The sequence below is a fragment of the Proteus sp. G4380 genome (assembly GCF_963885725.1).
GTDB classification, from domain to species: Bacteria; Pseudomonadota; Gammaproteobacteria; order Enterobacterales; family Enterobacteriaceae; genus Proteus; species Proteus mirabilis.
The window spans coordinates 1-20,844 of sequence record NZ_CAWPAV010000081.1 but is presented as its reverse complement, the minus strand read 5'-3'; the positions used below and the strand labels follow the sequence as shown (position 1 = coordinate 20,844).

Annotated in this window: 16 protein-coding genes and 1 rRNA gene; 4 read left to right on the top strand and 13 right to left on the bottom strand. The window is 40.9% G+C overall.

The annotated features are described in order from the left end of the window. Positions 1-177 precede the first annotated feature (177 nt). From narI to AACU98_RS06685, 5 genes are read right to left on the bottom strand one after another with little or no spacing between them, the layout of a single operon-like run. Entirely contained in the window at positions 178-855 is a 678-nt protein-coding gene (gene narI, locus AACU98_RS06705; RefSeq protein ID WP_004245424.1) for a respiratory nitrate reductase subunit gamma, read from the bottom strand. After that, entirely contained in the window at positions 852-1,577 is a 726-nt protein-coding gene (gene narJ / locus AACU98_RS06700; protein WP_012368809.1) for a nitrate reductase molybdenum cofactor assembly chaperone, read from the bottom strand. The genes narI and narJ overlap by 4 nt, the downstream gene beginning before the upstream one ends. Beyond that, on the bottom strand, positions 1,577-3,130 hold the full coding sequence (narH, locus tag AACU98_RS06695) for a nitrate reductase subunit beta (protein ID WP_004245426.1): 1,554 nt from the start codon (positions 3,128-3,130) through the stop codon (positions 1,577-1,579). The genes narJ and narH overlap by 1 nt, the downstream gene beginning before the upstream one ends. After that, entirely contained in the window at positions 3,130-6,891 is a 3,762-nt protein-coding gene (locus AACU98_RS06690) for a nitrate reductase subunit alpha (RefSeq protein ID WP_161735718.1), read from the bottom strand. Before AACU98_RS06690 ends, narH begins: the two co-directional genes overlap by 1 nt. A 55-nt stretch (positions 6,892-6,946) precedes the next feature. Next, positions 6,947-8,338: a NarK family nitrate/nitrite MFS transporter gene (locus tag AACU98_RS06685; protein ID WP_004245428.1), complete on the bottom strand. Its 1,392-nt coding sequence runs from the start codon at positions 8,336-8,338 to the stop codon at positions 6,947-6,949. Positions 8,339-8,632: 294 nt separating this feature from the next. Here AACU98_RS06685 and narX point away from each other — a divergent pair, with 294 nt between their 5' ends. Further along, on the top strand, positions 8,633-10,462 hold the full coding sequence (gene narX, locus AACU98_RS06680; RefSeq protein WP_004245429.1) for a nitrate/nitrite two-component system sensor histidine kinase NarX: 1,830 nt from the start codon (positions 8,633-8,635) through the stop codon (positions 10,460-10,462). 1 nt (position 10,463) lies between these two features. After that, positions 10,464-11,117, top strand: a complete 654-nt coding sequence (narL, locus tag AACU98_RS06675; RefSeq protein WP_369744359.1) for a two-component system response regulator NarL — start codon at positions 10,464-10,466, stop codon at positions 11,115-11,117. On the opposite strand, the gene AACU98_RS06670 is transcribed toward narL, so the two are convergent. Continuing rightward, positions 11,114-12,016, bottom strand: a complete 903-nt coding sequence (locus tag AACU98_RS06670) for a LysR family transcriptional regulator (protein WP_004245431.1) — start codon at positions 12,014-12,016, stop codon at positions 11,114-11,116. The two genes, narL and AACU98_RS06670, sit on opposite strands and share 4 nt — an antisense overlap. Positions 12,017-12,126: 110 nt before the next feature. On the opposite strand from AACU98_RS06670, the gene AACU98_RS06665 reads away from it, so the two are divergent. After that, on the top strand, positions 12,127-12,567 hold the full coding sequence (locus tag AACU98_RS06665) for a PACE efflux transporter (RefSeq protein WP_004245432.1): 441 nt from the start codon (positions 12,127-12,129) through the stop codon (positions 12,565-12,567). 31 nt (positions 12,568-12,598) lie between these two features. On the opposite strand, the gene AACU98_RS06660 is transcribed toward AACU98_RS06665, so the two are convergent. From AACU98_RS06660 to AACU98_RS06635, 6 genes are all read right to left on the bottom strand, one after another. Further along, positions 12,599-12,829, bottom strand: a complete 231-nt coding sequence (locus AACU98_RS06660) for a hypothetical protein (RefSeq protein ID WP_004252797.1) — start codon at positions 12,827-12,829, stop codon at positions 12,599-12,601. Between the two features lie 100 nt (positions 12,830-12,929). After that, complete coding sequence (locus AACU98_RS06655; protein WP_004245436.1) at positions 12,930-13,727, bottom strand: sulfite exporter TauE/SafE family protein; 798 nt, start codon at positions 13,725-13,727, stop codon at positions 12,930-12,932. 159 nt (positions 13,728-13,886) lie between these two features. Continuing rightward, positions 13,887-15,632 carry an acetyl/propionyl/methylcrotonyl-CoA carboxylase subunit alpha gene (locus AACU98_RS06650; RefSeq protein WP_036900660.1) on the bottom strand — a complete coding sequence of 582 codons (1,746 nt, stop codon included), beginning with the start codon at positions 15,630-15,632 and terminating at the stop codon, positions 13,887-13,889. 16 nt (positions 15,633-15,648) lie between these two features. After that, complete coding sequence (locus AACU98_RS06645) at positions 15,649-17,226, bottom strand: 5-oxoprolinase subunit B/C family protein (protein ID WP_202611361.1); 1,578 nt, start codon at positions 17,224-17,226, stop codon at positions 15,649-15,651. 81 nt (positions 17,227-17,307) lie between these two features. Continuing rightward, a complete protein-coding gene (locus AACU98_RS06640; protein ID WP_074924418.1) occupies positions 17,308-18,093 on the bottom strand; it encodes a LamB/YcsF family protein in 786 nt (261 codons plus the stop codon). Positions 18,094-18,106: 13 nt separating this feature from the next. Next, a complete protein-coding gene (locus tag AACU98_RS06635; protein WP_004245440.1) occupies positions 18,107-19,357 on the bottom strand; it encodes an NRAMP family divalent metal transporter in 1,251 nt (416 codons plus the stop codon). Positions 19,358-19,829: 472 nt separating this feature from the next. On the opposite strand from AACU98_RS06635, the gene AACU98_RS06630 reads away from it, so the two are divergent. Next, entirely contained in the window at positions 19,830-20,489 is a 660-nt protein-coding gene (locus AACU98_RS06630) for a GntR family transcriptional regulator (RefSeq protein ID WP_020945108.1), read from the top strand. A 118-nt stretch (positions 20,490-20,607) separates the two neighbouring features. Here AACU98_RS06630 and rrf read toward each other — a convergent pair. Further along, positions 20,608-20,723, bottom strand: a 5S ribosomal RNA gene (gene rrf / locus AACU98_RS06625). Positions 20,724-20,844 lie beyond the last annotated feature (121 nt).

Genomic DNA, 20,844 nt, shown 5'->3' with positions numbered 1-20,844 from the left:
TTAAAAAATAATCTTGATGTCGTTAAAAGCGAGTATAAGCTGACTATGGAAATAATGTATCTAAAGATTATTGCTTTAAGCATTCAAAAAATTTGTTTAAGTTAAAAAAAACCCCCGCGGGCGGGGGTGAGATAAGCGCAATTAAAAGTCTCAAATCAACTCAGGAGAAAAATACCTTTAGTGTCGATTACGAACAATTTGGTAACGGCGCGTTAGATACTCAATTGGCACGCTCCAAATATGAACTAAACGGCAGAATGGGAACAATAAAAAAATCGTCATACCTAGGAATATGTGCAATTTAAAAATAAGTGCAACACCTTCAAGATTTGCCGAAGCACCGCCATGGAATGTCACAATAGCTTGCGCCCATGCCACCAGCTTCATCATCTCACTACCATCCATATGCTGTGCAGAGAATGGGATAGTCAATAAGCCGAGTGCAACTTGGACAACCAGCAAGGTTAAGATCATGATGTCACCAAATGACGATGTTGCTCTTACCCGTGCATTCGTCAAACGACGTTTTAACAGCATAATGCCGCCAATCAGCATTAACACACCACAAGTACCACCACCAACCATCGCCATAATTTGTTTATATTCAATTGGTAGAAAAGATTGATACATCCAGTGTGGCGTTAACATCCCCAGAAAATGACCTGCAAAAATGCCGATAATACCAATATGGAATAAGTTCGAAGCAAGTCGCATGTTTTTCTTGTCTAACATCTGACTGGAGCCTGCACGCCATGTATATTGACCATAATCATAACGTAACCAACTACCGATAAGAAAAACAGCACCAGCAATATAGGGGTAGATATCAAAAAACAACATATTAACGTAATTCATTTTTGTGCTCCCATATCTAGCGAATTACCGACATTGAGATATTGAACAGGCGTTTCTTGCGCAAAACGTCGCTGATGCTGGCTAATATTGTTACTACCACATTGCGCACTTTCACCTAGAAACGTCACTTGCTCTTCTTCCCATACGGCATCTAATGCAGCCGGCGTATCATCTACAGGCTCTTTTTCTACTTGAGCCGCCAGTTGTGAAGCGTCTAACTCACTTTGTGAGAGACAAAGCAATACATCAAAAAGAGCGTGATAATCACTGCCTCGCTGTTTTAAACGCTCACTCAGCAATGCCAAAATAGGGGCAATATTATTAAGCCCTTCAATACTTTCATCGGTAGGCAATAGCGTTAAATACTCAAGGTAAGTAGGTAAGTAATCAGGCAATTCACGACTACTTAAGGTGATCCCTGCTTGTTGATACTGATTAAGCAGATCAACCATTGCCTGACCACGATCACGCGATTCACCATGTACATGTTCAAATAACAATAGCGATCTCGCTCTACCTCGATCAAAAATCTCACTGTAATTCGCTTGTGCATCCAGCAGATCTTGCTGCGTGAGTTCACGAATAAACGCCATTAATTTTGCGACTTGCGTGACAGGAAGCTCGTCAGCTTCCTGCAATGCATCAATGATCTCATTACGATGTTCCCAGAGATCTTCGCTGGGATAATCCAATAACAGAGAAATAACTTTCAAAGAGATCATCATATTTTCTCCTCAGAACGGCGCTCATCTTGAGGAGTTTTGGAAGTGATATCGATGGCATCAATACGATGGCTATTAAACAGATTAAATTTACTCTCGCTGCCATGACAACCATCACCAAAACTAAAACCACAGCCGTTACGCTCAGGAAAAGCTTCTCTTGCTAACTCACGATGGCTAGAAGGAATAACAAAGCGATCTTCATAATTGGCAATCGCCAAATAGCGATACATCTCTTGTGCCTGTGCTTCGGTTAATCCCACTTGCTCTAATGCTGTCAAATCGGTTTTACCTTCTACCGTTTCTGCGCGTTTATAATGGCGCATTGCCAACATTCTTTTTAATGCTAATAACACTGGCGCTGTATCGCCTGCGGTCAGCAAGTTAGCCAAATATTGGACAGGAATACGTAAACTTTCTACATCCGGTAATACTCCAGTATGTGGCAACACTCCTGCATCAGCCGCAGATTGAATAGGTGACAGAGGTGGCACATACCACACCATAGGTAAAGTACGATATTCAGGGTGTAATGGTAATGCCAGCTTCCAATCCACCGCCATTTTATAAACCGGCGAACGTTGGGCTGCATCAATCACACTTAATGGAATACCTTGCTCTTCTGCAGCTTTAATAACTTCAGGATCGAAGGGATCTAAAAAGATATCTAATTGACTTTGGTATAAGTCTTTTTCATTATCAGCACTGGCGGCTTGTGAAATTTTATCTGCGTCATACAGCATCACACCAAGATAACGAATACGTCCAACACAGGTTTCTGAGCATAGGGTTGGTTGACCTGATTCGATACGCGGATAACAGAAAATACATTTTTCTGACTTACCGCTTTTCCAGTTAAAGTAGATTTTTTTGTATGGACACCCTGTTAAACACATGCGCCAACCACGACACTTATCTTGATCGATAAGCACAATACCATCCTCAGCACGTTTATAAATCGCACCACTTGGACAGGTCGCGACACAAGCAGGATTTAAGCAGTGTTCACATAAACGAGGTAAATACATCATAAATGTATTTTCAAACTGCCCATACATCTCTTTTTGCATATTGGCGAAGTTTTTATCCGCAGCACGTTTGCTAAATTCGCCCCCTAAATCATCTTCCCAGTTTGGGCCTTTTTCGATCTTGGTCATACGCTGACCGGTTATCAACGAACGAGGACGTGCGGTAGGTAATGAGCCTTCTGGTGCATTTTTTAAATGCTCATAGTCATAATCAAATGGCTCATAATAATCATCTAATGCTGGCACATCTGGGTTGGCAAAAATCTTTGATAATAGCCCAACACGGTTACCCATTCTTGGTACTAACTTACCTTTAATATTTTTGATCCAGCCGCCTTTCCACTTCTCTTGATCTTCCCAATTTTGGGGATACCCTGTACCCGGTTTAGTTTCAACATTATTAAACCAAGCGTATTCCACACCTTCACGACTGGTCCAAACATTTTTACAGGTTACTGAACAGGTATGGCAACCGATACATTTGTCGAGGTTCAGTACCATACCGACTTGTGAACGAATTTTCATTATGCCTTCTCCTGTCCATTCAGGGTTTGTTGATAAGCATCGCCTTCACCATCAAGCCAATCAATCTGTTTCATCTTACGTACCACAACAAATTCATCGCGGTTAGAGCCCACAGTTCCATAGTAGTTAAAGCTATAAGCCAACTGAGCGTATCCACCAATCATATGGGTCGGTTTAGGGCAAACACGCGTCACGGAATTATGAATACCGCCACGCATTCCGGTTATTTCAGAGCCTGGTAGGTTTATTTGGCGCTCTTGTGCGTGATACATATAAATCATGCCATCAGGAATACGTTGGCTCACAATCGCTCTTGCGGTTAACGCACCATTACTGTTGTATGCTTCAACCCAATCGTTATCACTAATACCCATCTCTTTAGCATCATCTTCACTCAGCCAAACCACAGGGCCACCACGACCGAGGGTTAACATCAGTAAGTTATCGCTATACGTTGAGTGAATACCCCATTTTTGGTGAGGCGTCAGGAAGTTCAGCGCTTTTTCTGGGAAGCCGTTCGGTTTTTTACCTTTCACGGCTTCGATTGCCTTAGTATCAATAGGTGGACGATAAACCACTAAACTTTCGCCATAAGCACGCATCCACTCATGATCTTGATATAACTGCTGACGGCCACTTAAAGTACGCCAAGGGATCATCTCGTGAACATTGGTATAACAAGCGTTATAAGAGACATGCTCATCTTCCAGACCAGACCATGTAGGACTTGAAATGATTTTACGAGGTTGAGCAACGATATCGCGGAAACGAATTTTCTCATCTTCTTTTACTTTAGCTAAATGAGTGTGATCGCGTCCTGTCACTTTACTTAGAGCATCCCACGCTTTTACCGCCACTTGACCATTCGTTTCAGGTGCTAAAGAGAGGATAACTTCGGCTGCATCAATTGCGGTTTCAATCGCCGGGCGCCCTTTTGCCACACCGTCATGACGAACGCGATTAAGTTTTTTCAGGAAATCAACTTCTGTCTGTGTATTCCAACCGATCCCTTTACCGCCATTACCTAATTTATCCATTAACGGCCCAAGTGAGGTAAAACGAGCATAGGTATTTGGATAATCACGCTCCACAGGAATAAGATGCGGTGCAGTTTTCCCCGGGATAAGGTCACATTCACCTTTTTTCCAATCTTTGACATCAAATGGTTGTGCCATTTCAGCCGCAGAGTCATGCTGTATTGGCTGTGTCACTAAATCGGTTTCAACCCCTAAATGACCGACACACAATTTAGAGAAGGTTTTAGCAATACCTTTATAAATTTCCCAATCGGTTTTAGACTCCCAAGCGGGATCTACCGCGGCGGTTAATGGATGAATAAATGGATGCATATCCGAGGTATTCATATCATCTTTTTCATACCATGTGGCGGTTGGTAACACGATATCGGAGAACAGACAGGTACTTGACATACGAAAGTCTAAAGTCACCACTAAATCGACCTTACCCTCACCGCCTTTATCTTGCCATTCCACTTCTTGTGGCTTAACTTGGCCTTGTTCACCTAAATCTTTACCTTGTAATCCATTTTCCGTCCCTAATAGATATTTCAGTAAATATTCATGCCCTTTACCTGCAGATCCCAATAAATTAGAACGCCAGATAAATAAGTTACGAGGGAAGTTTTGCGGATTATCCGGTTGCTCTGATGCAAAGCGGATCTCACCTGATTTCAGAGCATTAACGGTATAATCCGTTGCACTGACGCCAGCTTGTTGAGCTTTCTTGGTAATAGACAATGGGTTAACGTTTAATTGCGGTGCTGACGGTAACCACCCCATACGCTCCGAACGCACATTCATATCAATTAAGCTACCGCTAAAGCGTGATTTATCTGCTAAAGGTGATAGTAATTCTGTCGGTGATACCGTTTCATAGCGCCATTGACTTGAATGATTATAGAAAAATGACGTGCTATTCATATGACGAGGTGGACGCTGCCAATCCAGACCAAAAGCTAATGGCAACCAACCTGTTTGTGGACGCAGTTTTTCTTGTCCCACATAGTGAGCCCATCCACCACCACTTTGGCCAATACAACCACAGAAGATCAGCATATTGATAATGCCACGGTAGGTCATATCCATGTGATACCAATGGTTAATGCCCGCACCGACAATCACCATTGAACGACCATGTGTTTTTTCTGCATTATCAGCAAATTCACGTGCAATGCGGATAATATCTTGACGGCTAACCCCTGTTACTTGTTCAGCCCATGCGGGTGAATAGGCTTTGATCTCATCATAATTTGTCGCACAGTTTTCATCATTTAAACCACGATCGACACCATAATTAGCCAGTAATAAGTCATAAACGGTAGTGACATATTTTTCTTCGCCATTGGCAAGAGTAATGCGTTTTGCTGGCAGTTTATGAACGAGAACATCATCAAGGGCAACACCTTCAAAGTATTCACTCTTGATGCCACCAAAGTAAGGAAATGCAACGTCAACCACATCATCATGGTTTTCTAAAAGACCCAATTGTAAAGTGACTTCTTCACCACTTTTACCGTCTTTAGGCTCTAGATTCCATTTGGCAGCGCCTTCCCAACGAAAACCCATTGAACCTTGAGGAGCGACCAATTGCTGTGTTTTCTCATCAATAGCAATGGTTTTCCATTCTGGATTTTTCTCCTGATCGAGATTGTTCACTAAATCAGCGGCACGTAGCATGCGACCCGCAACTAATTTGCCAGAATCATGCTTACCTAACATCACTAACATTGGCATGTCAGTGTAAGTGCGCACATAGTTACTAAAGTATTCAGTTTGGCGTTTAACGTGGAATTCGTTAAGAATAACGTGTCCCATCGCCATTGCCATGGCGCTATCTGTACCTTGTTTTGGGTTTAACCACTGGTCACACAGTTTAGCAATTTCAGCATAATCAGGTGTTACTGCTACCGTTTTGGTGCCTTTATAACGAACTTCGGTAAAAAAGTGAGCATCTGGCGTACGGGTTTGAGGTACGTTTGAACCCCATGCAATCAGATAAGAAGAGTTATACCAGTCAGCTGACTCTGGCACATCTGTTTGCTCCCCCCAAGTCATTGGTGAGGCAGGTGGTAAATCACAATACCAATCGTAAAAACTTAAGCAAGCACCACCAATAAGAGATAAATAGCGGGCACCGGCGGCGTAAGACACCATTGACATTGCCGGAATAGGTGAGAAACCAATAATACGATCTGGACCAAAAGTTTTAGCGGTATAGACGTTAGAAGCCGCAATAATTTCATTCACTTCAGACCATGAAGAGCGAACAAAACCACCACGACCACGAGCTTGTTTATAACTTTTCGTTTTTTCGGGAGCATTAACAATCGATGCCCATGCATCAACTGGATCAGCGTGTTGCGCTTTGGCTTCACGCCATAATTTGATCAGACGTTTACGCACCATTGGGTATTTAACGCGGTTAGCGCTATATAAATACCATGAATAGCTCGCACCACGCGGACAACCACGGGGTTCATGATCAGGCAGATCAGGACGAGTTCGTGGATAGTCTGTTTGCTGGGTTTCCCATGTTACTAAGCCGTTTTTGACATAAATTTTCCAGCTACATGATCCGGTGCAGTTAACACCATGTGTAGAACGCACGATTTTGTCATGTTGCCAACGACTACGATAACTATTTTCCCAGTCGCGATTAACATTTAACTCTTGCCCGTGATCTTGTGAAAACGTATCACCAAGCTGTTTAAAATAGCGGAATCTATCGAGAAATTTACTCATCAGATACTCTCCCAATGCGCGTTAGCGCGCTCACATTGCGTATAATTCGTCATTATTATTTATTGTGTTTACGTCCATAGACCAACCAAGTGATCAGAACGCAGGCGATATAGAACAGAACGAAGATTTTCATTGCCCCAGCAGGTGAACCCGTCATCGCAAGGGATGTACCAAAGGCTTTAGGAATAAAGAAGCCACCAATCGCACCGATTGCAGAGATAAAACCCAATGCAGCTGCACTTTCTGTTACGGCTTCTTTTTGCGCAGCTTCATCTGAAGCCCCTTGTGCCTTCATGCGATCAATGGTGATTTTTCTAAATACCACGGCAATCATTTGGAATGTTGAACCACTGCCTAGCCCTGCAGTTAAAAACAGCACCATAAACACGCCATAGAAAGCAATAAACGATCCACCAGCACCATTTTCCGGTAGGGTTAAGAACAGGAGCACTGAGAAAATAGCCATAATGATAAAGTTGATAAGCGTCACTTTAATGCCACCAAATTTATCAGATAGCGCACCTCCCACAGGGCGAGCTAATGCTCCAAGTAAAGGACCAAAGAAGGCATAATGTAAAATGACAATATCGGGGAACTGGGTTTTCGATAACATTGCAAACCCGGCAGAAAAGCCGATAAAAGAACCAAAAGAGCACAGATAGAGGATACTGAGTAACCAAAGATGACCACGTTTTAAAACAGGTAGCTGTTGACTTAAAGAAGCTTTATTAGCAGCCAGATCATTCATGCCAAACCAAGCCGCAAAGGTAAAGATAAGCAAGAAAGGTACCCAAATCCACGCCGCATTCTCTAGCCATAAACGTGAGCCATCAGGTTGAACGACACCGGGGCCACTAAACATAGCAAAAACGCCCACACTGACAACCAAAGGCGCGATTAATTGCATCACGCTGACACCTAAGTTACCCAATCCGCCATTTAATCCTAATGCACCGCCTTGGTGTGCTTTAGGAAAAAAGAAGCTGATATTTGCCATACTCGATGCGAAGTTTGCACCAGCAAAACCACACAGCAGAGAGATAACGATAAAAGTGGAATAAGATGTCGTGAGATCTTGCACGGCAAACCCTAGCCAGAGACAAGGAATAATCAGAAATACCGTACTAATAGCCGTCCAACGACGACCACCAAAAATAGGAATAACAAAAGAGTAAGGGACACGTAGTAGCGCACCTGAAACAGAAGGTAGAGCAGTCAGCATAAAGAGCTGATCAGTGGTAAAATTAAAGCCAACCTTATTTAAATTGACAGCGACTGCACTAAATAGCATCCAGACGCAGAAGGATAGCAGTAGACAAGGAACAGAAATCCATAAATTACGCGATGCGATTTTTTGACCAGTTTTTTCCCAAAAAGCTTTATCTTCAGGATGCCAATTTTCGATCACCCCTTTTTTCATTTTTTCTGGGTGTTGAGAAAGTGCCATAACAACCTCGGTTAACGGTTAAATTGGCTTCTTTTTACGGTGAGATGGGTTTACGAGTCATGATCTGCATCAAGCAAGATTTTGTTTGATTTTTCATCTAAATCTATGTTTTATACCTAAGTATTAATAGGGTTACGTGACTATTTTAAATGTAAATCAATAAATTAGGTAAAATCACTTACTCTTTATTAAACACATTACAATACTTAGATATTTAGAGGTACTCCCTTTGGAGTATATGTTATTTAGCGGTTTTTTAAGGCAAGATAGACCAGATCAAACTGGGAATACATCATGAAAATGCACAACATTCAATGGCATTATCGCTTTTCAATTATTAATCAAATCGCTATTTTAATGTTGCTTTTCACACTATTTGGTGTGGTAGGTATGGCTATTTCTAACCACATTATTTTAAGCGTACAAGGCAACGCCCACGCCATTAATAAATCCGGCTCACTGCGCATGCAAAGCTATCGTTTACTCTCAGCCTTACCCCTTGATGATAAGCACCGTGATTATCTACAAGAATTAGAAAATGATTTAGATAGTAAAGAGTTACGTCAAGTATTAAGCACCTCATCACTGCAATCACAATATGTACAACTGACTCATTACTGGAAAGAGACATTAAAACCGACTTTGTCAGCAGCCAAACAGCCTAATGATGCGAAACAAGAAGTTATCTTTTTTGTTTCTCAACTCGATACATTAGTATCAAGTATTGACCAACTTACTGAACAAAAAATCCGCCTAGTTGCATATACTCAACTTATCTTTACCGCTCTTACCTTATTACTGCTGTTTGGTTCTGTTTGGCATTTTCGTCGTCGCTTATTACTGCCTTGGCAACAATTGATGTCCATGGCTAATTCTATTGGACATGGTGATTTTTCAACTCGTTTTCGGCCTCGTCCTCACCATGATGAAATTGCCACACTAGGAATTGCACTTAACACCATGTCAGAAGAGCTATCGACGCTCTACAGTGAATTAGAACAACGAGTCATTGAAAAGACCCATGATTTACAACAGAAAAATAAGGTTCTCTCTTATCTTTATCACTCAAGTCAACAACTGCATTCCCAAGCGCCACTTTGCGCTCGCTTAAGGCAGATCCTTGCAGAGCTACAGCATATTATTCCTGATAGCTATTTGCAGATCCGTCTATATGAAGATAATCAACATACATTATTTAATGAGATAAGCTTAGCCCCTTCCTCACGCCCTGAATATTGTCCAACGCCAGACTGTGAGCGTTGCAATGAAGATGCCAGCATCACTACACCGTTAAATAATCGCTTATTACATTGGGAATTGACCGATCAGATCCACCGCTACGGTTTATTCGTAATGCAGTTACCGGAAAATAGTGTACTTACTGACGAACAGAATAATTTAATGCTCTTATTGACTAAGCAAATTTCCGCAATGCTTGCCATGGAGCAACAAAATGAACAGCAACAACAGCTATTATTAATGGATGAGCGTTCAGCGATTGCACGTGAATTACATGATTCGATTGCTCAATCGCTATCATGTTTAAAAATGCAGGTCAGTTATCTACAAATGCAATCGGAAACCTTGCCAGATAACTGTCAAAAACTACTAAAAGAGATGCGAGAAGAGCTAAATGTGGCTTATCGTCAGTTAAGAGAATTACTGACCACATTTCGCTTGAAATTGACAGAGCCTGGCTTATTAGCTGCATTAGAAAATACACTAAATGAATTTAATCAACGTTTAGGGTTTGCTATCCATTTTGATTATCAGTTACCTGCAAAATGTGTTAATTCACATCAAAGTATTCATGTGGTGCAAATTGTTCGTGAAGCATTAAATAATATTCTGCAACATGCGAATGCAAACTGGGCTGAAGTCGCATTAACACTTAATAATGGCATCGTTGAACTGCAAATTAATGATAATGGTGAAGGTATTACGCCTAATCCCGAAAAGATAAATCACTACGGACTGATTATTATGCGTGAACGCGCGAATAGTCTGAATGGCTCTTATAGTATAAGGGTTCGCAAAGAAGGTGGAACGCAAGTATTTGTCACATTTCCGTTAATCACTACCCATAAAGATCCTATCGAAAAGGGAGCAAATCATAATGAATAATATGGGAGCAGTCGCAGACAAAGCGACTATTTTATTAATTGATGATCACCCGATGTTACGCAATGGTGTGAAACAACTTTTAAGTCTTGATACAACATTAACTGTCGTTGGTGAAGCTGGCGATGGTATTCAAGGGGTAAAATTAGCTGAAGAGTTAGATCCTGATTTAATCCTACTCGATCTCAATATGCCGGGTATGAATGGTTTTGAAACACTCGATCAATTGCGATTACGATCGCTATCTGGGCGGATCGTTGTGTTTAGTGTATCAAACTACAGTGATGATCTGATCACCGCCTTAAAACGAGGAGCGGATGGCTATCTCTTAAAAGACATGGAGCCAGAAGAGCTATTAGCCGCTTTAAAGCAAGCAGCCGCAGGGAAAATGGTGGTTAGCCCAACATTAACCCCCATTTTAGCGCAGTCACTGCGAGAAGATCGTTCTGAAGGTGAGCGGGATATCGACCAACTCACCCCACGAGAGCGCGATATTTTAAAGCTGATAGCACAAGGGCTATCCAATAAGATGATCGCACGTAAACTCGATATTACTGAAAGTACCGTTAAAGTACATGTCAAACATCTACTCAAAAAGATGAAATTAAAATCTCGTGTTGAAGTCGCGGTTTGGGTTCATCAACAACGTGTGGATTAATCAAAATTGGGCACAATGGGTTGGTGAATATTCATTAACTCCACCAATTCCTTTGCCCCTTTTTGTAGTGACTCGCCTTTTAACCACATTGCATGTACCGGTAAGCGCAATTCATTTTTAGTATTTTTAAATTGCAGTTGTTTTAATTTTCCCTTTTGTAACTGCGTATAAATCAGCGAATAAGGTAAATTCCCCCAGCCCATCCCCGCTTCAACCATACCTAATGCCATTTGAAAGTTATCTGTTTGCCAGTAATTAGTCGCCACTAAAGAGCGTACATCTCTTATCTCTTGAGTATGGCTGGCTATCATTATCTGTCTTACATTCACTAAATCTTCAATAAATACCCCTGCAGGGTGAGCAAGTGCAATATGACTTGCCGAAATTGTGGCAACTAATGACTCAGAGCCCAAATATTGAAATTGTTCATCGCCATTGACATATAACCCACCATACACGAGACATAATTGGATTTTACGTGCGTGCAGCATCTCAATAATGTCATCTTGCGCCGCGGTTACTACATTCACTTTGAGTAAGGGGTAACGCTGTGTTAACTCAGATAATGCCGGTAATAAATAATCGGGATTAATATCTGCCGCGACGCCAATATTTAATATACTTTCCAGATCCATTGAAAGCTCTTGTGCATGAACCTGTAATAGCTTTAATTGCTCAGCAATCATTCTGGCGTGAGGTTCAAGTGCTTTAGCTTTTTCTGTTGGCCGTGGCTCTCTTGATGAACGCTCAAACAGTGCATAACCTAATTCAGCCTCCATATTAGCAATCGCCATACTGACCGCAGAAGGAACACGTTTTAATGAACGCGCAGCCGCAGAAAAAGAGCCTTTATCCATAACGGCTAAAAATATCGCGATATGTTCACTTGAGAACTGCATGTTCACTCCTGATGTTTCAGTTAAATTGATATTAGCTAACTTTTTCTGTCACTATTACTGATTTATCTTACGATGCTTAACCACACTGATCCACAAAAAAAGAGAGTATCATGCAAGGTATTAAGCGAAAAATTGTCTATGTTACCGCTTATGAAGTATTTGGTTGGGTTATCTCATCGGTAGGACTGGCGCTTTTAGCCGATAGTTCAACCGCTGTTACGGGGCCACTCGCACTCATTATTACCACTATCGCGGTAAGTTGGAATTTTATTTATAACTGTTTATTTGAATTTTGGGAGAGTCGACAAAAGTCGAGAATTCGCACCTTTAGACGCCGTCTTGCTCATGCGGTAGGTTTTCAGCTTACGTTGGTGGTTTACCTTATTCCGCTGATAGCTTGGTGGCTAGGGGTTTCATTATGGCAAGCACTGGTGATGGATTTTGCACTTATTATCATCATCCCTTGCTATACATTTGTCTATAACTGGGTATTTGACAAAATTTTTGGCTTACCAAAATCAGCATTACCCGAAGATGTGCCTGTTGCTTAATAAAGTGATGTAGAAGTGATCGTTATTTCGATCACTTCTCTATTAGATAAATATCTTCTAACGCAAATTGTTCAATCCCACCTTCTAATTCACAACGCCCTAACCCAATATTTTTATCATCTGCCGTCGTCCTTCTTAGCAATTTACCGGTCACTTGTGATAATGCGCTATCTAACTCCAACACACGATAATATTCCTTCATATAGCTCTCTTCACCCAATGCCATATAAACCAAAAACTCATCGCCGACTTTAATGTTCATATATACCCTTATTTTTCATTATCCTGCTAAATTCAATGATGAAAATTAGTCTAACTAATCATTATCTATTAAAAATTGACTTATTCGATATTACATTAAATTAATTTATTAGTTTCCAACTCATCATAATGATGCTGATCAGAATAAATAACAGAGTTAAATATTGAAAAAAGCGCTCAGATAAATACACCAGTAAATAGCGCGCTAAAGGAATCGAAATAAGTGATCCTAAACAAAGAATGATGGCCGTATGCACATCGGTATAGCCACCAGCACTATAAGCAATAGCAGAGCCACCTGACAAAATTGTAGTAATAAATATAGAACTACCGATCGCTTCCTTAATATTCATTTGTGCAAAACGCATAAGCACGGGTAAGACAACCAATCCTCCACCAACCCCCGTTGCCCCTAAGACAAATCCGGCACTCATACCGGGAACAAAAAGAGAATTCAGAGGAATTGATGAGCTAGGTGCCAATGATGATAACGGATGTGATGATGTAGATTTTTTGAATATTCGTTGTAAAAAAAGGAACATTGAAAAGATAATCGCCACAATCATCAGGATATTAATGCCTAATTCAACCTGCTCATAATATTGAGGTTGTGATCCCAACCAGGTTACCCCATAGCTGGCTAAAAATGTGGCCGGAAACATGATCCCTAAAATCAATAATGCTGGTTTTAATGGAATATTTCCTAAACGAAAATGAATATAAGAAGAGGAAATTTTCATTAACATCGATAATAAATTAGCGGTCGCCACTGCTGCTAATGCATTCATTCCAAATAAATAGATAAGCACAGGTAATAAGATAACACCACCCCCAACTCCCGTTGTGGTGATAACTAAACCTATAGCAGAACCAATAAGGAGTTGAGTGACCAGCAGCATCTAATTTCCTTTTGTAGAAAACATATTCAGTTTCGATTATAAGCAAAATAACTTATAACCAAAAGGAATTAGATATAACAAATAAGAATATAAAGACAGTTATTATAGAAAAGCCTCTTATTGCTAAGAGGCTTACTCGATAATTGTTTGATAACTCAGCTAGTTAATCTCAGCTAATAGACTGTCTGCTGAAAAATAGTCACCGGCTTTCGCCTTTTGCTGCAATACACCATGACAGGTAGCAACTACCTGTACTTCCATTTTCATCGCCTCCATAATGGCAATGACATCCCCTTGGTTGACTTTATCACCATCGGATAATAACCAACTATGTAATATCCCTGAAATCGGTGCAGTGACCGCATTTTCCCGCACCTGACACTCTTTGTGCTCGCTAATAGCCGTGGGTATAACGGCCGAGAGTGAAAGTAATTGTGCGGGTAGCGCTAATTGATGACGACGACCATCTATTTCAATAAAGGTACGTACTAGTGGTTCATTTTCTGCTGGTATACTACGAGGAAAATGACTGTTTTTTGCTTGAAAATCGCTTTCAATCCAACGAGTATGAACACTGAAGTTATCAATAAAATCAGGATGTTCCATCATTTCGCGATGAAAAGGTAATACACTGGCTACGCCTGCGATGTTAAATTCAGCTAAAGCTCGTCGCGCTCTCGCAATGGCTTGTTCACGACTAGCCCCTGTCACAATAAGTTTTGCCATCATTGAATCAAATTGACGTGATACTTGGTCATTTTCCGCCACACCACTATCAACACGAACGCCCGGCCCAGCCGGTTGACTAAATTGGCTAATTAAACCGGGGGTGGGTAAAAAACCTTTTGCCGGATCTTCTGCATTGATCCTAAACTCAAAACTATGACCACGAGGCTCAGGGGTTTCATTAATACTTAACGGTAATCCCTCAGCAATACGCAATTGTTCAATCACTAAATCAATACCGGCTGTTTCTTCAGTCACCGGATGCTCTACTTGTAGACGTGTATTCACTTCAAGGAAAGAGATTGTCCCGTTCGCACTCAATAAAAATTCTACCGTCCCCGCACCGATATAACCTGCTTTAGCACAAATGTCTTTTGCTGATTGATGAATACGTTGCCGTTGTTCATCAGTTAAATAAGGGGCAGGGGCCTCTTCAATAAGTTTTTGATTACGGCGCTGTAATGAACAATCTCGTGTACCAACTACCACGACATTGCCTAATTTATCAGCAATAATTTGTGCCTCAATATGGCGAGGCTTATCAAGAAATTGCTCAACATAGCATTCACCACGACCAAATGCGGTTACTGCTTCTCTTACCGCTGAATGGTAAAGCTCTTCAATTTCTGCCATATGATGGGCAATTTTTAGGCCTCGTCCACCACCACCAAATGCCGCTTTAATGGCGATAGGCAAGCCATACTGTTTCGCAAAATCCAGAACCTCTTTAGCATCACTAACCGGATCAGCAGTACCATTCACCAATGGTGCACCTACGGATTGTGCAATTTTACGCGCTTGAACTTTATCCCCTAATACTTCGATAGTCTGTGGATCTGGGCCAATCCAAAGGAGTCCCGCTTGCTGTACCGCTTTAGCGAAATCAGCTCGCTCAGAAAGGAAGCCATAACCAGGGTGGATCATGGTGGCTTTGCTTTTATGGGCAATTTCAATGATTTTATCTATCGCTAAATAACTTTCTTTCGGTGAGTTACCCTTTAAACCATAGGCTTCATCTGCAAGACGCACATGTAATGCATCTATATCATCATCTGCATAAATAGCAATGGACGTTGCACCATAATCCTGACAAGCACGAATAATACGAACTGCGATTTCACCTCTGTTAGCAATCAACACTCGATGCTTCACTCGTTGCTTTTGGTTAGTTGTTATCATGAGTGGCATACTCCTATCAATATTCTTGAAATAAAGTAATTGGGTTAAAACGAATTTTAGCGTTAATAGGGATTTGCCCCGCCAATGACAGATGGTATTCGGCAACAGCCCCAATTACGGGGTATCCTCCAGTGAGAGGGTGATCATGAAGAAATAATACCGGTTGACCATTAATCGGTACTTGTATGGCACCAATGCAAGTTCCTTCACTCGATAACTCTTGTTGTTGCTGACGTTCAAGCGATTTATCCCCCAATAAACGTAATCCGATACGGTTAGATTGTGGTGTCACTTGCCATAATTGTGAGGTTAATGTTTTTATCGCATCTTCTGTAAACCAATCCGTACGAGGTCCTAACACAATATCAAGGGTAACGATATCTTCTTGCTTTGGTAAACCGAAACTCGGTTGCTCTTGGCTAATAATGCCCGTTGATGCGTTATCATCGTTTAGATGAAGAACATCGCCATTTTGTAAGGCTCGAGGGCCAATCTGAGCTAAAGTATCAAACGCATAACTACCTAACACTGGGCTTAATTCAAAACCCCCTCTCACTGCCAGATAACTACGAATCCCCGCTGTAGGTATCCCTACAGTGATTTCATCTCCACTACGTACATCAATAGTTTGATAAGTAGAGAAAAAGGCTATATCTCCGGTCGTTTGTTTTAAGCTGATCGTACAATCTGCACCTGACAGCGCTATGACACAGTCTTGTTGCGCTTTTAGTATTAATCCACCTTGTGTTATTTCTAATGCTGCTAATGAAGGCGGGTTTCCCACTAAGCGATTCGCTGCATGTAACGCACATTTATCAAGTGCTCCTGATGCACTAACCCCCATTGATGCAGCACCTAAACGCCCTTCATCTTGAAATAAGGTTTGTAGACCTGCGGAAATAACATATAGCCCTTTATCCTTGTTAAAGAATAAAGCATTAATAGATTGTTTTTTCTCAGGTAATGAAACCGTCACTGGCGCTTTTTGTACATCAACAAACTGTACAGTATCACCAGGTAATAAAAATGCCGGCTGTTCACGTGAGAGATCCCACATTTTTATCTCTGTAGTACCAATTAATTGCCAGCCACCAGGGCTTTGCTGTGGGTAAACACCGCTAAATTCTCCCGCTAATCCTACAGAGCCTGCGGGGATACGTGTACGTGGTGTTTTACGTCGAGGAACATAAAGCTCAGTTTTATCAGCAATTAAATAAGCAAATCCCGGTGCAAACCCCGTAAAAGCAACTTGATAAGTTTGTTCTGTGTGTCTGCGGATCACCTCTGTCGCAGTGATCCCCAATAATTCAGCCACCTCATGCAGATCTTCTCCTTGATAATGAACGGGGATTGTTAATAAGTGACTTTGACGCATCGCGATCGCTTTTATCTCGATATTGCGCAATATTGCCACTAACTCTTTCGCCGTAATTAACCAAGGTACATATTGGATCAATAGTGTTTTTGCCGCTGGAACAATATCTTCTATCTCAGCAATATTGGCTTGCTTAATTGCTTCATAAAACGCCAATGTCTCTTTTAATGAAGTCAACTCAACTAATATGTGAGATAAATTAACAGGTAAAAAGCGCAAAATACGCCTCCCTTTTATTGCCAATAACGGATCGGGCGGCTGCTGTAATAGCATCAGGCGTTGCATGCATAAAATAAGTCATTACGCCTCCTTTATTCCTATTGCAGATGTGAAAGGTTTTATCGCAATACCGTGTGTTATTAAGATCTCTTTGACACTTTTTGCGAGATTAACCGCATCAGGACTATCACCATGAACACAAATAGAATCCGCCTGTATAGCAGTAAAAGTACCCTCTATCGATTCAACGCCCCCTTTTTGTACTAGCTTTAACATACGCTGAGCCACCAATTGAGGATCGTGTAATACAGCCCCCTCTTGTTTGCGCGAAACAAGTGTGCCATCAGCATGATAAGCTCTATCAGCAAAAGCTTCGGCAACAGCATGTAATCCTTTCTCTTTCGCAAGTGTGATCAGCGGCGATCCCGCTAAAGCCACTAATATAAGTTGTGGATCAATAGCTAAAATAGCTTCAATAACCGCTAATGCTTGGCGTTTATCATGAGCAATGGTGTTATAAAGCGCACCATGAGGTTTAACATAAGTCACCTTCATACCGACAGCTTTTGCTAAACCTTGCAAAGCGCCAATTTGATAAATGACATCAGCGGTTAATTCATCACTGGCAATATCCATATTGCGTCGCCCAAAACCCACTAAGTCAGGATAAGCAACATGAGCACCTATCGCGACTTGATGCTGTTTCGCTGCTTTTAATGTTTTTAAAATGCCTTCTGGTGAACCGGCATGAAAACCACAAGCAATATTGGCACTGCTGACAATTTCAAGCACTGCAGCATCATTGCCCATACGCCATTGACCAAAGCTTTCACCTAAATCACTATTTAAATCTACCGCTTTTATCATCGTTATTATTCTCTTAAGCAATATTGAGGTAATTGAAAATAGCGCCAACAGACATGATCCCCATATACCAAGTCAAAGCGCAGACTAAAATTGCCGACCATTGCAACCACATTGGATATTTATAGCCATTCATAAGATCTTGACGACGCCACGCAACAAAAATAAATAACGTCATACCAATAGGTAAAATCAATCCGTTGAAGCCACCAGCAAAGACTAATAAGGCAGCAGGAGCTGTTCCCATAACCATATAAATTGCCAATGAAATAGCGATAAAAATAATGGTAGCAATATTGCGTTGACGCTCTGTAATACCCTTTTTAAACACGGTTATAAACGACATAGACGTATAAGCAGCACCAATCACACTAGTCAGTGCGGCTGCCCATAAAATAAGACCAAAAATTCGTAGTCCAGTTAAGCCCGCTGCATGTTGGAATGCTTGAGAAGCAGGATTAGCCGCATGGCTGGAAATATCTAGTGTCACTCCACTTGCGACAACACCTAAAATTGCTAAAAATAGGATATAACGCATTAATCCAACCACTAATATCCCTTTAGTTGCCGCGCTAGATACCGCATCGATATTTTCAATACCTGTTGTACCTTTATCGAGCAGACGATGTGCTCCTGCATAACAAATATAACCACCAACCGTACCTCCGACGATGGTTGTTATAGTGGCAAAATTAATCGTATTAGGCAGTACTGTTTGTTTTAATGCTTCACCTATAGGAGGATTAGACGCAAACATTACAAAAAGTGTTAATAAAATCATCACGATGCCAAGAACAATGATCATGCGATCAATAAAATGACTCGCTTTGCGTGAAGAGAAGATATAAATCGCCAGTAAAGCACTTAAAACCCCACCCCATTTAGGATCCAGTCCTACCATGGCATTAAGCCCTAAACCAGCACCAGCAATATTACCGACATTGAATACCAAACCACCAAAAATAACCAATACAGCTAATAAGTATCCACTACCGGGAATTGCCTTATTCGCAATATCAGAAGCGCGCATGTTAGTCACGGTAATGACTCGCCAAATACTTTGTTGCACAACAAAGTCAATAACGATAGAAGCTAATATCCCAAATGCAAAGGCTGCTCCCATCGTCGCTGTAAAGGTAGCTGTTTGCGTAATAAAACCTGGACCAATTGCAGATGTAGCCATTAAAAAAATCGCTGCAATTAATGATGAACGCCTATTTTTTATAAATGATGGTGATGTTGTATTCACAGGATCTTGTGTAGCCATAACTGGCCCCCTTTTATCATAATTATTTTAATTATTATTGCTTAGGTAAGTAGTAAGGCAATTAGCATGCCATTGTTGAGCACGGAGTAATAATTGTTAATCAATAGATATTAGATTGTTGAACAATTAATAATAATAGATGAATAAATAAGCAAATAGATTTAAATATACGATGATAAAAGTGCCAACAAGATCTCATTTTTAACATTTTGTTGACATTTGAGTGGGGGAATAAAAAATAGATATGCCCCAAAATAGCGCATAAAAAAGAGTTATGCGCTATTTTAGGGCATACATTTTGGCATCAAATACAGTTGATAATATAAAAATTTATTAAAGATTTTGTTAACTATTTTTAATAAAAACAAGGATAAAGAGAGTGAGGAAACTAGCACAGTTGTATATTAGAGGTTATATATTATATAGCTGACTGTTAGAATAGAGGCTTCTATTACGTTTATAGCAGAAGATAATGCAGAAAAAAACATCGCCACAGATCCTTTGCCAAAAAATCGCTGATATTATTCGCCAAAAAATTACTATCGGCGAATTACCTCCAGGAGAGAGGCTTTCAGAAGCTACTTTAAGCGAGCAGCTTGAAATATCTCGTAATACATTAAGAGAAGTATTTCGTATATTAACCCAAGAAGGCCTATTAACCTATAAACCTAATCGTGGTGTGTTTGTTTCTGTACCAGATATGGCATCAATTATGGATATTTATCGCGTAAGAAGGCTGATTGAATGTGATGCTTTACGACATGCCTATCCAATGCACCCAGCCATATCCCGCATGCAAGATAACGTTAATCAAGCAAAAATTTTTCAACAACAAAAAGATTGGAATAGCGTTGGAACCTGTAATATGCATTTCCATACCGCTATCGTCGAGCTTTCTGATAGCCCTAGGTTATTTAAACAATATCAACTTATTTTAGCAGAATTACGATTAGCCTTTGGTTTACTCAATGATCCCCAGTTATTACATGCTCCTTATATTGAGAAGAATGAGCATATTTTAACGCTATTAATGAATGGGAAAGCGCAAGAAGCGGCAATCGAAATGGAAAGTTATTTAGAAATATCCGAGCGAACCGTATTAGCCGCTTTTTCTCGCCACAACATCTGTTAATATCAACGAAAAATAGATAGTAAAATTGCCCTCATCTAGAGCATGCTTAAATTTACAGGATTAGTTTTCAAACGCAAAAAAGCCAACCCATTGGGTTGGCTTTCTCGTCTTATTTAATGCTTGGCAGTTCCCTACTCTCACATGGGGAGACCCCACACTACCATCGGCGCTACGGCGTTTCACTTCTGAGTTCGGCATGGGATCAGGTGGGACCACCGCGCTATGGCCGCCAAGCAAATTCGGTTTTAATTACCCGTTATCTTCTGTTATCACAGTCAATAACCAGTAATTCAATCTTGAACAAGCTGACTTTATTGTTTCGTCTCTCTGACAAAACACTTTCGGTGTTGTCAGG